The sequence below is a fragment of the Pseudomonas sp. FP603 genome (assembly GCF_030687415.1).
Taxonomy (GTDB): domain Bacteria; phylum Pseudomonadota; class Gammaproteobacteria; order Pseudomonadales; family Pseudomonadaceae; genus Aquipseudomonas; species Aquipseudomonas wuhanensis.
In genome coordinates, this window is the sequence record NZ_CP117431.1 from 6,589,508 (window position 1) to 6,604,910 (window position 15,403).

The window sequence follows — 15,403 nt, forward strand, 5'->3', positions numbered from 1 at the left end:
CTTTTTAGCGATCCAAAGACAGTCCTCACCATAGTCAGGCGCCGGGCTTTTTTGAAATTTATTCCTGTGATGAGCGACATTCAGCGGATGGATGTGCGTTCAAAAGCACTGATATCCCTGTGGGAGCGAGCAAGCCCGCTCACACATTGACGGTGTTTCAACCTGGCAGGTGCGCTTGAGCCCAGTCGCGCACGTCGCCATACGGATAATCCTCCAACGCCGCAAACCCCGGAATCGCCCGAGCCTTGAGCTTGGTAAACAGCGGCACACTGATCCCACATAGAAATCTTGTTACGCGCTCAGCCGAAGGGATGTTGCCCGTGTGCAGCTCGTGCCTGTGGATAAAATCACCACACAGCGCCTCGAAATTTTTATCCACAAGCGCTGGCAATTCCGGCGGTGCCGGCAATCGCGCCACATGACCGTGACACACCGAGCAATGCCCACACTGCCGGGGCGCGTTTTCGTCGCCGAAGTACTCGGCCAGGCGGTAACCCAGACAGTGGTCAGTGGCGAACAGATCCAGCATGGCGTGAATCCGTGCGATCTCGGTGTGCTCGTGCTGGGTGAAGTAGGCGTGCAATTCAGCGCTCAGGGTTCGGGAATCAAAGTCCGCTTGCTGCAGACTGTAGACTTCCGTCATCTGCTTGCTTTCAAGCTCCACCCAGCCCTTCTCCTGGAAATAATCCAGCGCCTTGACCACCCGACTGCGCTCGGCCTGATGCTGTTCATACAACGCATCGAAATTCACCGTGGCCCACGTACGCGCACGGCTGGAGGTTTGGATGATCGCCGAGACGAAGTCCTTTCGCTCACCTTCAAATCGGGCCAGCAAAGCCTCAGGCTCCTGCAAATACTTGAAGCGGTACTCGGCGTAATAGGCATAACGCGGTGCGATTATTGCGCGCAGCTCCAGCTGTACCAGCAAGGTCTTGAGCGGTAACTGGCGAATGTTGCTCTGATCGGCCAAAGGCCCCAGCAGAAACTCCCACTGTCCCTCTGGCACGGCGGCTTGCAACTCCTCGAGCACGCAACGAATGCCGTCCCGTTCCGGCGTGTCGCCGTAGACGAAGTTTTCCAGCACGTTGAGGCTGTCGCGGTTGGCCAGCACCAGGCAATCGGACGGTTGACCGTCACGTCCGGCGCGACCGATTTCCTGGCTGTAGTTTTCGATGGATTTGGGCAGATCGAAATGCACCACGTTGCGGATATCGCTTTTATCGATGCCCATGCCAAAGGCGATGGTCGCAACGATGCAATTGGACTGCCCGCCCATGAATCGCTTCTGTATCGCTTCCCGCTGCTCATGGGGCAAACCGGCGTGATAGGCCTCGGCCTGAATGCCGTTGCGTTCCAGATGTTCGGCGATATGCTCAGCGGTTTTCTGCAGGGTGACGTAGACGATACTCGGCTGGCCGGGACGCTGGCTCATCCACTCGACAAGGCGTCGGCGCTTGTCCTGGCCGCGTACCGGTTCCACCAACAGATTGAGGTTGGGCCGGTAGAAACCGGTGGTCACCACATCCTCGGGGGCGATGGCGAATTTGGCCTCCATGTCGGCGATCACCTTGGGTGTCGCGGTGGCGGTCAGCAGCAGGGCCTGAGGGATGTTGAACTGACGCTGATAGTCCGGCAGCTTGAGGTAATCGGGGCGGAAGTTGTGACCCCATTCAGAGATGCAGTGGGCCTCGTCCACCACCAGCAGCGAGATGGGCACCTGCTGCAAAAAGTGGCGGAAGCGCTCGTTCTTCAGACGCTCCACGGAAATCATCAAAATCTTCAGTTCGCCGGACTTTGCCCGGGCCATCACATCGCTGGCGTCATCGCGGCTCTGGGCCGAATCTATGCTGCCCGCCGCAATGCCGTGGCGCTGCAAGAACGCCAATTGATCCTGCATCAGCGCCAGCAAAGGCGATACCACCAACGTCAGGTGCGGCAGCAACAAGGCCGGCAACTGATAGCACAGGGATTTGCCCGAACCGGTGGGAAAAATCGCCGCCGCCGAGCGCCCGGCCAACACAGCACTGACCGCCGCCTCTTGGCCGGGCCGAAACTGTGGATAACCGAAAACCTGTTCCAGGGTGTTGTGCATAAGCTGTCACTCCGTTGACCGCTGCGAAGCCCAAAGCCTAGCCGGCGAACGCAGCGAGTCGAGAAAAGGTCGGGGGCAAAAACGATACGGGATGATACAGCGGATAGTCGGGAGGATGATCGTTCCCATGCTCTGCGTGGGAATGCCTCAAGGGACGCTCCGCGTTCCAGCCGTTGAATGCGATGCAGAGCGTCACGGGCTGCATTCCCACGCAGGAGCGTGGGAACGATCAATCAACCACCAGCGAACTCAAGGCCTCAACACCGCCACCCGCAACTGCTCATCCAGCGCCTGCTCATGAAACACCTGGCTCTTGCTCGCCCAAACCGCGTAAGCCGGGCTGATTTCGCCAGTGAACGCCGCCGCCAACTGACGCAAATCCGCGACACTTCGCACACGGGGGCAAAAGGGTTCACCGTCACAGTTCTGGCTGGCGTTGCGGTAGGTAATCAGCAACCGATCCCACAAACCCTCACGCACTTGCCTGACCGACTTGAGCTTCACAGCCTGCACACCCAGTCGCTGTTTCAAACCCTGTTCATCCAGCGCTTCGCTGGCCAACAGCGCCTTGCCCACCATCAACACCTCGGCGCGGGACGCAGTGTCGACGTCTGCCTGAGTGGTCAACGCCTGTGGCCAACCGGTGCGGTCCATGTTGGCGAGGGCTAGCGAATGAACGACGTCGGCAGCGTCCGCCACCCGACAAACACCCGCCCACAACAATAAAATCGAGGCTATACGTAGCCATTGCATACCTAATTCCCTTTAAGAGTCGACTCAGACGCTTCGAAACGTCCTACAAATTCTGGCGCGCACCATACAGAGCTTTGATGCGTTAAGCCTGACAGGCCCGTAGGAATATCGACCGCCAAAGGAAAAGCTTAAAAAATAGTCGGAGTATGCGTAGGCAAAGGGCGACATCGACGGTAAACCCCCTACAAATCCTGTCCATTTGCGCCACCTTGCGACGCCTCGCCCTGGCCCTCTATAGTCTTCGACGCGGCTGAAAACATTGTGTCGGCCTGCCGGCGAGACTGCCCGACTTCCCACAGGACTGACTTTGATGAACACGTTCCACTCGTTAACAGACCGCTATCGCCCGCTCAAAACCAGCTACAGCGACACCCCCGTGCTGCTCATCGACACCGAAGCCGATCCCCACGAAATCCTCGACGCCGCCCGACAACGCATCCGCGCCGCCGGCGACCTGCTGGAAACGCTTTATTGCCTGTGCTTCAAACAGGCCGACGTGAAAGACATCCCCAACATCGTCACCGCGCTGTACCTGCTGACACAGGACGGCAACGAACTGCTCGAAATTGCCCGGCAACGTCTGCCGAGTACCACAGCGGTTTGAGCGAGCCTGCTCGCGATGAACGATAACGCGGTGTGCCTGATGAAAAACGCAGACAAAGTGGCCTACGAGGCATGGTTCAGAGCACAAGTACAAGCCAGCCTCGACGACCCTCGCCCCAGCATTCCAAATGATGAAGCCAAACGCCTGATGGCAATCAAACGGGACAAATTGCTGAAGCGATGAGTCTGTAAGCAACGCCCTATCACAGCTTCATCCCGGTCCTACAACCGAAGACACCTTGTCGCCTATCGCTGCCCGGTGGCTCAAACCTATAGTCGTGACTGTCGCTGCCAAATCAGCGGCTCGGGCTTGGTCACCCGATGGAATACATAAACGCGTCCGTTGTATGCTGCCGGCACCTCAAGTGTCTGCACGCTATATGGTGGCTGTGTTTGGGACGCCTTAGGCGTGCCGGTCTTATGTATTCCTCCGGTTGACCAACCCGAACACAGTCCGCCTCCATCGCTTGGTCACGATGGTGGTGCTTCCATCTGATGCTTTGGGAATACATAAAATGAATACATGGAATCCGCTCACCAACGATCGTTACCTTCCGCTGCAAACCAACCTCACCGATTCCCTGCCCCTGATCATCGACACAGAGGCCAACCCGCAAGACATCCTCGAAGCCGCCCTCCAGCGCATCCGAGCCTCCAGCGACCTCCTCAAAACCCTGCACTGCATTTGCTTCAAACACGGCGACATAGAAGACATCCCCCACATCACCCACGCGCTCTTCTTGCTGACCCAGGACGGCTGCGACCTGCTTCAAGTCGCCCAGCAACGCATGATGAGCTGGAAAGCACCGGCCTGACGCTGAGTGAAGATCGTTCCCACGCTCCGCGTGGGAATGCCTCTACGGACGCTCCGCGTTCGGCTCTTGGGACACCGAGCGCCGAAAGCCGTCATCGAACACTGGAGATGATCATGAGCAAGTTTTTTGATGAGCTAATGGAAAGCGTGCAACAGATGAACGAAATCATCCGCGGTGGGAGTGAGCCTTCTCGCAAACTCCATGTTGATGCGTTGCAAGTCCAGGAAATTCGTAAGGCTACCGATCTGACTCAGGCCAAGTTCGCAGCGTTGATCGACGTCCAACTCGACGTAAAGTCAGGCTTAATCAGTCTCACCGATATACACCCAACGGTAGATGCACCATGAACCTCGCCCCCAACTTCCCCGATGACCACGCCATGCACCTGCTCATGCAGCTGCTGCACGAAGAACTCGGCCTGCCCGAACGCAAAACCATCAGCCTCACCACCTCGATCAACTTCGACCTGGGCTGCGACGGCGCCGATGCGCGGCACCTGATGGAAGTGCTGGAAGAACAGTTCGCCATCGACTTCATCGACTACGACGCGTATCGCTACTTTCAGCCTGAAGGGTTTGATGTGTTTCTCAAGCGCCGCGCGAAGGGTCGTGGCGACAAAGTCCCGCTGACCATTGGCATGCTCTACCAAGCAGTCAAGAAGCAACGGTGGGACACGCAGGAAGTGGAAGAGGTCTAGCAGATCAGCGCAACAGAAGTGGCATTATTCTGGCTGTTTTGCGTGTTTACTGCGGGAATATTGCCAGTTACGCCTCAAGGGAACTGAATCAGCACCCATAAAAAAGCCGCCCTCAAAGGGCGGCTTTCTCTTACCTCAAACCACTACCGATTCTTACAACTTCGGCCCAGCAGCCTTGATCGCGTCGCTCACGTCGAACTTCTTGAAGTTCTCAACAAACAACCCAGCCAGTGCTTTCGCGGCTTCATCATAAGCAGCCTTGTCAGCCCAGGTATTACGTGGGTTCAACAGGCCAGTCTCAACGCCCGGCACAACCAACGGAACGTCCAGGTTGATGGTGTCCAGGTGCTCAGTCTCAGCACCGATCAACGCGCCGCTCTGGATCGCTGCGATTACGCCACGAGTGGTCGGGATGTTGAAGCGTTTGCCGACGCCGTAGCCGCCGCCGGTCCAGCCGGTGTTGACCAGGTAGACCTTGGAGCCGAAGCCGCGGATGCGTTTGATCAGCAGTTCGGCGTATTCGCCAGCCGGACGCGGGAAGAACGGTGCGCCGAAGCAGGTGGAGAAGGTCGACTTGATGCCGCTGCCGGAACCCATTTCGGTCGAGCCCACCAGTGCGGTGTAGCCGGACAGGAAGTGGTAAGCGGCTTGTTCTTCATTGAGGATCGACACTGGCGGCAGCACGCCGGTCAGGTCGCAGGTCAGGAAGATCACTGCGTTCGGCTCGCCACCGAGGTTCTTCTCGGAACGCTTGGCAACGTGCTCAAGCGGGTAGGCGGCGCGACTGTTCTGGGTCAGGCTGACATCGGTGTAGTCGGCGTGCTTGGCGTCGTCGATAACGACGTTTTCCAAGACTGCGCCGTGCTTGATGGCTTTCCAGATGACCGGCTCGTTCTTCTCGGACAGGTCGATGCACTTGGCATAGCAACCGCCTTCGATGTTGAACACCACGCCCTCGCCCCAGCCGTGTTCGTCGTCACCGATCAGGTAACGGCTTTCGTCGGCGGACAGGGTGGTCTTGCCGGTGCCGGACAAACCGAAGAACAGGGTCACGTCGCCCGCTTCGCCGATGTTGGCGGCACAGTGCATTGGCAACACGTCGGCGGCCGGCAGCAGGAAGTTCTGCACCGAGAACATGGCTTTCTTCATTTCACCGGCGTAGCGCATGCCGGCGAGCAGCACTTTCTTCTGGGCGAAGTTGATGATCACGCAGCCGTCGGAATTGGTGCCGTCACGCTCAGGCACGCACTCGAAGTTGGCGACGTTAAGGACTTGCCATTCTTCACGGCCAGCCGGGTTGTACTGGGCCGGGTTGATGAACAGGCAACGACCGAACAGGTTCTGCCAGGCAGTCTGGGTGGTCATTTTCACGGGCAGGTAATGCTCTTCAGCCGAACCTACGTGGACATGGGAGACGAAATGCTCTTGCGCGTTGTTGAAGGCCTCGACGCGAGCCCACAAGGCATCGAACTTGTCGGCCGGGAACTTGCGGTTGATCGGGCCCCAGGCAATGGCGTCCTGGGTGGTCGGCTCTTCAACGATGAAACGATCGACTGGCGAACGGCCGGTACGGTGACCGGTGCGAACAACCAGCGCGCCGGTATCGGCAAGCTCGCCTTCACCGCGATTCAGGGCTTCTTTAACCAGATCATCAACACTCAGATCGGTGTACACGGCGTTATTGGCTTGCGTCATGAGGTTCCCCGTCGGCCAGTGGCCGAGTGCTCCAAACGTTTTGTAGTAGAAAGTCGTGCACTACTACCGCGAAAAAAGTGGGCCGGATTATGCCAGAAAAGCCCAAAAAGTGTAGGGCCCTCCCGTCAGAACGGCGTTATTCCGGCGTTAAGCAGTGAATTTACCTGCACTGAAACGTTTTAGTGACGGGTATCTGACGGCGTATCGACCCCTGCACCGGCGAATAATTGAGTGATATCGGCCGCGTCGAACAGGTAACGTTCGTTGCAAAACTGGCAATCGACCTCGATGCTGCCGCCATGTTCGACGACCAGCTGCTGCGCATCTTCCAGTCCCAGACTGACCAGCGCATTGCCCGAGCGTTCCCGGGAGCAACTGCAATGGAAGCGCAGTTTCTGCACATCGAACAGACGCACTTGTTCTTCGTGGTACAGGCGATGGAGCACGGTTTCGTTGTCCAGGCTCAGCAATTCGTCGGCGGTCAGGGTGCTGGCCAGGGCGGTGATGTGCTGCCAACTGGCGGCGCGATCTTCTTCATCCTTCAGACGGTCGGCAGGCAATTGCTGCAACAGCAGGCCACGGGCACGACGGCCGTCGGCGTACAACTTGAAGCGGGTGCCAACCTGCTGCGACATGACGAAATAGTTGGTGAAGCAATCGGACAGGGTTTCACCGTCGAGATCGACAATGCCCTGATAACGCTGGCCTTGAGTCGGGTCGACAGTCAGCGCCAACACGCCATTGGGCATCAGGTCGGCGAGCGTCGCATCGGGCGCGATCTGCTCGGCGTCGTAGCGGGCCAGGCCGCGAATTTCGCGCTCGCTGGAGCACTCGATCATCAGCATCGGCACCGGGCCTTCGGAACGGGCCTGAAGAATCAGCAAGCCATCGAACTTCAAGGTGCCTACCAGCAACGCTGCAGCCGCCATCAGCTCGCCCAGCAGTTGCGCGACCGGCTCCGGATAGGTGTGTTTGGCGAGGACTTCGGCATAGCTACGCTCCAATGCCACCAGTTCGCCGCGGGTGTCGCTGTCATCGAAGATGAAGCGTTGGGTGTAGTCGGTATCCGGTAGATCGGTCATAGGTCTGGGTATCTGAAGTGGTGACAAAAAAGGTTACAAAAAATGAAACACGCCGTAGCAGCACTTTTGGGGGTGAGCTTAGCCATAGCGGCATTTTATGAACAATTCGGGGTTGTTCCAAGCAAGGTCAAACCTCGGTTTTCGACGAGCGGTGCTTTCACCTGCGAAATGCGCCGTTGGCGAATATCCCCCATATGGCTGCACAGGCAGGCGATTACAAGTCTGCGCCCGACGGCCGTCACTACTCGTCGTTGCTGCTGCCGCGAAACTTGAACAAATCCCGGCGCTGTTTCTTGCTCGGTTTGCCGTCGGTGCTCACACCCAACGCCCCGGCCTTGCGCATGGCCGCAGCCGCTTCACGTTTGGCGATGCTGGCTTCGGTTTCGGCATACAGCGCCTGGGCCTCTGGCGCGCCACGACGCACGATTGACAGCGCCTGGACTACCACCGTGCGCTCTTCGAAGCCGGTGCGAATCTGAAACTCATCGCCGACCCTCGGCTCCTTGCCTGGCTTGCAGCGCTCGCCCCGGCAATGCACCTTGCCACTCTCAATCGCGGCCTTGGCCAAGGCACGTGTTTTATAAAAACGCGCGGCCCACAACCATTTATCGAGACGGACCTTGTCGTCCTCTTCGCTTTTTTGTGCCATTGGATGACCTCATTCTGAAATATCAATGAACTGTACTACCGTTTCTGTCGTGCCATGAATCATCACGCTGTGGATTAGAATGCAGGCATTCCCCGCAATTGAGGGATGGAAATCCGGGCCGTAGATATCTGTCGCCTTTTACCCATTATTCTGCGTGAATACCGCGAATTCGGCCGCACGCGGTCTGAGCGGTTTTTGCCGGTTGAGCACTTTTGAAGACATTTGACCATTTGACCGTTATCGGTCTGCGCGAGTGGGTGGCGCTCCCGGATTTGGGAGTCGCGGGCCTTCGGGCAAAAATCGACACCGGCGCCAGCACCTCCAGCCTGCACGCAACCGACATCGAGCCGTTTGAGCGCGACGGCGAACAGTGGGTGCGCTTCACTGCGCACCTGGGCACGGTGGTGCAACTGCGGCATCGGCGCTGCGAAGCCCCGCTGGTAACGAGGAAAACCATTAAAAGCTCCAATGGCCATGCGCAGATGCGCTATGTGGTCAGCACCACCCTGGCCCTCGGTGATCGGGTCTGGCGGGTCGAGTTCACCCTCGCCTGCCGCAAGTCCATGCGTTATCGCCTGTTACTCGGTTCCAAAGCCTTGATCGACGGCCAGTTGGTGGTCAATCCGGGCATCAAATATGTACAAGACAAGCCGGTGTTCCCGGTATCTACCCTCTCCACAGGTGTTGCATGAAGATCGCTGTGCTGTCGCGGAACCCGCGTCTGTATTCCACCCGTCGTCTGGTCGAAGCCGGTATAGAGCGTGGCCATGAAATGGTGGTGATCGACACCCTGCGCGCCTACATGAACATTGCCAGCCACAAGCCGCAGATCCACTACCGCGGCAAACCGCTGGAGGGTTTCGATGCAGTGATCCCGCGGATCGGCGCATCGGTCACGTTTTATGGCTGCGCGGTGCTGCGCCAGTTCGAAATGATGGGGGTGTTTCCGCTCAATGAATCGGTGGCCATCGCCCGTTCGCGAGACAAACTGCGTTCCCTGCAATTGTTGTCGCGCCGGGGGATCGGTTTGCCGGTCACCGGTTTTGCCCACTCCCCGGATGACATTCCCGACTTGATCGAGATGGTCAACGGCGCGCCGCTGGTGATCAAGGTGCTGGAAGGCACCCAGGGCATCGGCGTGGTGCTGTGTGAAACGGCCACGGCGGCGGAGTCAGTGATCGAGGCCTTCATGGGCCTGAAGCAGAACATCATGGTTCAGGAATACATCAAGGAAGCCGGCGGCGCGGACATCCGTTGTTTCGTGGTGGGCGACAAGGTGATCGCGGCGATGAAGCGCCAGGCCAAGCCAGGGGAGTTTCGCTCCAATCTGCATCGCGGTGGCAGTGCGAGCCTGATCAAGATTACCCCGGAAGAGCGCATGACCGCGTTGCGTGCAGCGAAGGTCATGGGTTTGGCGGTGGCGGGTGTGGATATCCTGCGCTCCAATCATGGACCGCTGGTGATGGAAGTGAACTCGTCGCCGGGGCTGGAGGGGATCGAAACCACCACCGGGAAGAACGTGGCCGGGATCATCATTGAGCACTTGGAGAAAAATGGCGGGCCGAATATGACTCGGACCAAAGGCAAGGGTTAAACCCTGAAATTTATGGCGGCTGGAAGGCCGCCTTCGCGGGCAAGCCCGCTCCCACAGGATTCAGGTGATCCCTGTGGGAGCGGGCTTGCCCGCGAAGGGGCCACCAACCCCAGCGTAAGGGCCAGCCTTTAAACCGCGTCTCTAGGCAGCATCAACCCAAGCGGTAACCGTACTCGCGCTTCCAGCCCACCACCGGACCGGTTGCGCAGCTCGACATTCCCGCCATGCATCGAAGCGATCCGCTTCACGATTGCCAACCCCAACCCGGTCCCCTTCCCGCCCCGGGCCCGATCGCCACGGGTGAACGGGTTGAAGATCGCCTCCAGCTCCGACGGATCAATCCCCGCGCCACGGTCCATGACACTCAGCACCACATACGGCGCGCTGGTATCCCCGGACACATAAGCCGCCACTTCCACTCCACTGCCGGCGTGATGCAGCGCATTGCCGATCAGGTTGTTCAGCAGTCGCTTCATCGACACCCGACGCAACGGGAACGGCTGGATCGGTTCCAGGCGCAAGTGCACTTTCTCTTCGTTCTGGTTGTACGGCGCGGCGACTTCGCGAACCAGATCGATCAGGTCAACCTCTTCCACCGACTCGTCACGACCGTCGCGAATGAACGCCAGGAACTGATCCAGAATCGCGTCCATGTCTTCGATGTCGCGGATCATGTCGTCTGTCAGGTCACTGTGATCGCCCATCAGTTCCAGGGACAGTCGCAATCGGGTCAGTGGCGTGCGCAGGTCGTGGGAGACCCCGGCCAGCATCAGCTCACGCTCACGACCGGCCTGTTCGACGTCTTCAGCCATCTGGTTGAAGGCGCGATAAACCTCAGTCATTTCGCTCGGTGTGTCGCTGATCGGCAGGCGCACGCTGCGGCCCTGACCGAGTTGCCTTGCGGCATAGACCAGACGTTTCAACGGTTGATTGAGCTGGCTGACGAAGATCCACGCCGAGGCGGTGGACAGCAGGCCAATGGCGAGGAACCAGCCGAGCACGTTCCAGATTTTCTGGCCACGTAATGGATGCGGGTACAGCGGCACTTTCAGCCAGCCATCGCCCAGACTGGGCGCCCGGACCCACAGCGCCGGCGGCGAATGCATGCGTAATCGCACCTCGGTGTCGGCACCCAGTTCAGCCTGCATTTGCCGCTGGTAGATCTCGCTGTAAGGCCAGTGCTGTTCGCCTTCCGGCACACCGGCACCCACCACCCGGATCAGGGTCGCGGCATCGGCGATTTTGGTGCGGTTTTCTTCATCGGCGGCCCAATAGGCGCGCAGCGTCAGGGCGACGCCGTGGCTGTATTGGCGATCCACCAGCACATCTTCGTTCATCAACAGATAAACCAGGGTCAGCGCCTTGGAGAACAGGACGACGATCAGCACCAGCCACAGGGTGCGGGAGAAGAAGCTCTGAGGGAACCAAACAGGGGTTTTCATGGGTAACCGCTACACACTTGCAGGAGCGAGCATGCTCGCATATTGCGGGTCGCGGGTCTGCGGGAACGGTCATCTGACCCATTACCCGCAAGACCCGCTCCTACAAATCACCGATCACTTCGTGGCGGCGCCATCCGGAACGAACACGTAACCCACGCCCCAGACAGTCTGGATGTAGCGTGGTTTGGACGGATCGGGCTCGATCATCCGGCGCAGACGCGAAATCTGCACGTCGATGGAACGCTCCAAAGCATCCCACTCGCGGCCACGGGCCAGATTCATCAGCTTGTCGCGGGTCAGTGGTTGACGCGCGTTCATGACCAACGCCTTGAGTACCGCAAACTCACCGGTGGTGAGCATGTGCACTTCGTCGCCGCGTTTGAGCTCGCGGGTGGCCAGGGACAGTTCGTAGTCACCGAAGGTCACGCTTTCGTCTTCGCTGCCCGGGGCGCCCGGCACCGGTGCCGCCTGACGACGCAGAACCGCCTTGACCCGAGCCATCAGCTCGTCCGGGTTGAACGGCTTGGCCAGGTAATCGTCGGCGCCCAGTTCCAGGCCCTTGATGCGGCTAAGCTCATCACCCTTGGCGGTCAGCATGATGATCGGAATCTGATTGTTCGCCGTGCGCAGGCGACGGCAAGCGGTCAGGCCGTCTTCGCCGGGCAGCATCAGGTCGAGGACGACCAGGTTGAACACTTCACGCGCCAGCAGGCGATCCATTTGTTCAGTGTTCGGGACGGCGCGGGCACGGTAGCCCTTACTGACGAAAAAGCGTTCCAGCAGGCTGCTCAGCCCAGGATCGTCGTCAACAATAAGAATTTTTTCGCCTTCAGCAATGTTTGCAGTGCTGCTCATTGGATGCTCCTTTGATCTCGGCGCGCATTATGGCGTAGCTGCCGTTATACGCACCGTGTGCATTGTTAGCAGATTTTTCCTTCACCGCCAGAAAACCGGGCATTGTGCCTGCAACCAGCGATGCCCCCGAATGGACAGAACGCTGGTTATAATGCGCGGCCTTTTGTGTCAGGCAACGTCTGATCGTTACTGTAAGCAGCCGCTTTTTTTTCATGGCGCTGGCAGTAATTGTTCGATTTCACGGGTCAACGGGAAGCCTGTTGGCTCAGGTAGCGGCGCACGCCAGGCCGCTCAACCAGACTCGCCGAGCCCTTATCTCTGCGCCTGCGAGCCTGCTTTCACAATTTGTCAGGTGGTTTTATGGACAGCATCAACAGCCGCATCGCCGAGGAACTCGGTGTACGCCCACAACAGGTCGAAGCGGCCGTCGCGCTACTCGATGAAGGCTCTACCGTTCCCTTCATCGCCCGCTACCGGAAAGAAGTGACCGGCAGCCTCGATGACATCCAGTTGCGTCATCTGGAAGAGCGTCTGCGCTACCTGCGAGAACTCGACGAACGGCGGATCAGCATCCTCGCCAGCATTCAAGAACAGGGCAAACTGACCCCGCAACTTGAGCGCGACATCAAACTCGCCGACACCAAGACCCGTCTCGAAGACTTGTACCTGCCGTACAAGCAGAAGCGCCGCACCAAGGGCCAGATCGCCCTGGAAGCCGGTCTCGGCGAGCTGGCCGACGGCCTGTTCAACGACCCGAGCCTGAACCCTGAAGCCGAAGCCGCGCGCTTCATCGACGCCGAAAAAGGCGTGGCCGATGTGAAAGCCGCCCTTGAAGGCGCCAAGTACATCCTCATGGAGCGTTTCGCCGAAGACGCCGGCCTGCTGGACAAGTTGCGCAACTATCTCAAGCAGGAAGCCACCCTCAGTGCCCGCGTGATCGCCGGCAAGGAAGAGGAAGGCGCCAAGTTCCGCGACTATTTCGAACACGACGAACCGCTGAAAAGCATGCCATCGCACCGCGCGCTGGCGATTTTCCGTGGCCGTAACGAAGGCATTCTGAGTTCCGCGCTGAAAGTCGGCGAGGAACTGCCGGGCACCATGCACCCGTGCGAAGGCATGATCGGCCAGCAATTCGGCATCCAGAACCAGAACCGTGCCGCCGACAAATGGCTGGGCGAAGTGGTGCGCTGGACCTGGAAGGTCAAGCTCTACACCCACCTGGAAACCGACCTGCTGGGCGAGCTGCGCGATGGCGCGGAAACCGAAGCGATCAACGTTTTCGCACACAACCTGCACGACTTGCTGCTCTCGGCTCCGGCCGGCCCGCGTGCCACCTTGGGCCTCGACCCGGGCCTGCGCACCGGTTGCAAGGTCGCCGTGGTCGATGCCACCGGCAAACTGCTGGATCACGCCACGGTTTACCCTCACGTGCCGCACAACAAGTGGGACCAGACCATCGCGATTCTGGCTGCCCTGTGCGCCAAGCATTCGGTGGACCTGATCGCCATCGGCAACGGCACCGCCAGCCGTGAAACCGACAAGCTCGCTGCTGAACTGATCAAAAAATACCCAGCCATGAAGATGACCAAAGTCATGGTCTCCGAGGCCGGAGCATCGGTGTACTCAGCGTCGGAACTGGCCTCCAAGGAATTCCCGGACCTCGACGTGTCGATCCGTGGCGCGGTGTCGATTGCCCGTCGCCTGCAGGATCCGCTGGCCGAGTTGGTGAAGATCGATCCGAAATCCATCGGCGTCGGCCAGTACCAGCACGACGTGTCGCAGCTGAAACTGGCGCGCGGCCTGGACGCCGTTGTCGAAGACTGCGTGAACGCCGTGGGCGTCGACGTCAACACCGCCTCCGTGGCGCTGCTGGCGCGTATCTCCGGCCTCAATGCGACCTTGGCGCAGAACATCGTCAGCCACCGCGACGAGCACGGCGCCTTCAAAACCCGTGCGGCGCTGAAAAAAGTCGCGCGTCTGGGTGAAAAAACCTTTGAACAGGCCGCCGGTTTCCTGCGCGTGATGAATGGCGACAACCCATTGGATTCGTCCGCGGTCCACCCGGAAGCCTATCCGCTGGTGCAACGCATTGCCGCTGAAACCGACCGCGACATTCGCTCGCTGATTGGTGACGCCGCGTTCCTCAAGCGCCTGGATCCGAAGAAGTACACCGACGAAACCTTTGGTCTGCCGACGGTCACCGACATCCTGCAAGAGCTGGAAAAGCCCGGCCGCGACCCGCGTCCCGAGTTCAAGACCGCCGAGTTCCAGGAAGGCGTCGAAGACCTCAAGGACTTGCAACTGGGGATGATCCTCGAAGGCGTGGTCACCAACGTGACCAACTTCGGTGCCTTCGTCGACATCGGCGTGCATCAGGACGGTCTGGTACACATCTCCGCGCTGTCGGAGAAGTTCATCAAGGATCCGCGTGAAGCGGTGAAGGCGGGTGATGTGGTCAAGGTGAAGGTCATGGAAGTCGACATCCCGCGCAAACGCGTTGGCCTGTCGATGCGCATGAGCGATACCCCGGGCGAGAAAATCGACGGTGCCCGTGGCGCGCGTCCGGGTTCGGCACCACGCCAATCCCAGAACAGCGCACCGCGCAAGGAAACCACGACGGCAGCCCCGGCCAACAACGCCATGGCCTCGCTGTTCGCTAACGCCAAACAGTTGAAAAAACGCTGATGGAAATCCCGGCCGGCTTGACCGAAAGCGCGTTTTTCAAGCTGCTGGGGTGTCGCTTGCACAGTCTGGAAACCGGGGTGGCGCAAGTCGCCCTGGCACTGGAGCCAGAACTGCGTAATCGCGGCGGCAAGCTGCACGGCGGGGCCCTGTTCAGTCTGGTCGACATTGCCATGGGGCTGGCCTGTTCCAGCACCCACGGCTTTGACCAGCAGAGCGCAACCATCGAGTGCAAGATCAACTACATCCGCGCCGTCGCCGACGGTGAAGTGATGTGCACGGCACGGGTGATCCACCCGGGCCGCCGCACGCTGGTGGTCGAAGCCGACGTGATGCAAGGCGACAAACTCGTCGCAAAAGCACAAGGCACGTTCGCTGTCCTGTAGCTAGAAGCCATCAATTTGAGTTAATTTCAACGCAAAGCAACCTGTGGGAGCTGCGGTG

General features: G+C 59.3%; 16 protein-coding genes. 9 read left to right on the top strand and 7 right to left on the bottom strand.

Features of this window, described 5'->3' with window-relative positions; translation table 11 throughout:
• Positions 1–157 precede the first annotated feature (157 nt).
• Complete coding sequence (locus tag PSH65_RS30380) at positions 158–2,092, bottom strand: ATP-dependent DNA helicase RecQ (protein ID WP_305424197.1); 1,935 nt, start codon at positions 2,090–2,092, stop codon at positions 158–160.
• 249 nt (positions 2,093–2,341) lie between these two features.
• A complete protein-coding gene (locus PSH65_RS30385; RefSeq protein WP_305424198.1) occupies positions 2,342–2,845 on the bottom strand; it encodes a polysaccharide deacetylase in 504 nt (167 codons plus the stop codon).
• Positions 2,846–3,155: 310 nt separating this feature from the next.
• Between PSH65_RS30385 and PSH65_RS30390 the strand changes: the two genes are divergently transcribed.
• The 5 genes from PSH65_RS30390 to PSH65_RS30410 all read left to right on the top strand — a co-directional run bounded on the left by PSH65_RS30390 (position 3,156) and on the right by PSH65_RS30410 (position 4,960).
• Positions 3,156–3,449: a hypothetical protein gene (locus tag PSH65_RS30390; RefSeq protein WP_305424199.1), complete on the top strand. Its 294-nt coding sequence runs from the start codon at positions 3,156–3,158 to the stop codon at positions 3,447–3,449.
• A gap of 15 nt (positions 3,450–3,464) precedes the next feature.
• Positions 3,465–3,632 carry a hypothetical protein gene (locus PSH65_RS30395; RefSeq protein WP_305424200.1) on the top strand — a complete coding sequence of 56 codons (168 nt, stop codon included), beginning with the start codon at positions 3,465–3,467 and terminating at the stop codon, positions 3,630–3,632.
• Between the two features lie 331 nt (positions 3,633–3,963).
• A complete protein-coding gene (locus PSH65_RS30400; RefSeq protein WP_305424201.1) occupies positions 3,964–4,263 on the top strand; it encodes a hypothetical protein in 300 nt (99 codons plus the stop codon).
• A 113-nt stretch (positions 4,264–4,376) separates the two neighbouring features.
• Entirely contained in the window at positions 4,377–4,610 is a 234-nt protein-coding gene (locus tag PSH65_RS30405) for a hypothetical protein (RefSeq protein ID WP_305424202.1), read from the top strand.
• Positions 4,607–4,960 (top strand): DUF1493 family protein, encoded by a 354-nt coding sequence (locus PSH65_RS30410; protein ID WP_305424203.1) that lies wholly within the window; start codon positions 4,607–4,609, stop codon positions 4,958–4,960. The genes PSH65_RS30405 and PSH65_RS30410 overlap by 4 nt, the downstream gene beginning before the upstream one ends.
• A gap of 153 nt (positions 4,961–5,113) precedes the next feature.
• Here the strand turns inward: PSH65_RS30410 and PSH65_RS30415 are convergent, their stop codons facing one another.
• The 3 genes from PSH65_RS30415 to PSH65_RS30425 form a co-directional block, all read right to left on the bottom strand.
• Positions 5,114–6,655 (bottom strand): phosphoenolpyruvate carboxykinase, encoded by a 1,542-nt coding sequence (locus PSH65_RS30415; RefSeq protein ID WP_305424204.1) that lies wholly within the window; start codon positions 6,653–6,655, stop codon positions 5,114–5,116.
• Positions 6,656–6,834: 179 nt separating this feature from the next.
• Complete coding sequence (gene hslO / locus PSH65_RS30420) at positions 6,835–7,737, bottom strand: Hsp33 family molecular chaperone HslO (protein ID WP_018929315.1); 903 nt, start codon at positions 7,735–7,737, stop codon at positions 6,835–6,837.
• Positions 7,738–7,978: 241 nt separating this feature from the next.
• Positions 7,979–8,386 (bottom strand): RNA-binding S4 domain-containing protein, encoded by a 408-nt coding sequence (locus PSH65_RS30425; protein ID WP_305424205.1) that lies wholly within the window; start codon positions 8,384–8,386, stop codon positions 7,979–7,981.
• Between the two features lie 272 nt (positions 8,387–8,658).
• Here PSH65_RS30425 and PSH65_RS30430 point away from each other — a divergent pair, with 272 nt between their 5' ends.
• The gene (locus tag PSH65_RS30430) at positions 8,659–9,078 is read left to right on the top strand and encodes an ATP-dependent zinc protease (protein WP_305427070.1); all 420 of its coding nucleotides are present in this window, start codon (positions 8,659–8,661) and stop codon (positions 9,076–9,078) included.
• The gene (gene rimK, locus PSH65_RS30435) at positions 9,075–9,980 is read left to right on the top strand and encodes a 30S ribosomal protein S6--L-glutamate ligase (protein WP_007903081.1); all 906 of its coding nucleotides are present in this window, start codon (positions 9,075–9,077) and stop codon (positions 9,978–9,980) included. The genes PSH65_RS30430 and rimK overlap by 4 nt, the downstream gene beginning before the upstream one ends.
• 128 nt (positions 9,981–10,108) lie before the next feature.
• Here the strand turns inward: rimK and PSH65_RS30440 are convergent, their stop codons facing one another.
• Positions 10,109–11,422 carry an ATP-binding protein gene (locus PSH65_RS30440; RefSeq protein WP_305424206.1) on the bottom strand — a complete coding sequence of 438 codons (1,314 nt, stop codon included), beginning with the start codon at positions 11,420–11,422 and terminating at the stop codon, positions 10,109–10,111.
• Positions 11,423–11,536: 114 nt separating this feature from the next.
• A complete protein-coding gene (gene ompR, locus PSH65_RS30445; RefSeq protein ID WP_007903084.1) occupies positions 11,537–12,277 on the bottom strand; it encodes a two-component system response regulator OmpR in 741 nt (246 codons plus the stop codon).
• Between the two features lie 360 nt (positions 12,278–12,637).
• Here ompR and PSH65_RS30450 point away from each other — a divergent pair, with 360 nt between their 5' ends.
• Together PSH65_RS30450 and PSH65_RS30455 are read left to right on the top strand one after the other, a co-directional pair.
• Positions 12,638–14,962 carry a Tex family protein gene (locus PSH65_RS30450; RefSeq protein ID WP_305424207.1) on the top strand — a complete coding sequence of 775 codons (2,325 nt, stop codon included), beginning with the start codon at positions 12,638–12,640 and terminating at the stop codon, positions 14,960–14,962.
• Positions 14,962–15,345, top strand: coding sequence for a PaaI family thioesterase (locus tag PSH65_RS30455; RefSeq protein ID WP_008076564.1), 384 nt, complete (start codon positions 14,962–14,964; stop codon positions 15,343–15,345). Before PSH65_RS30450 ends, PSH65_RS30455 begins: the two co-directional genes overlap by 1 nt.
• Positions 15,346–15,403: the final 58 nt, after the last annotated feature.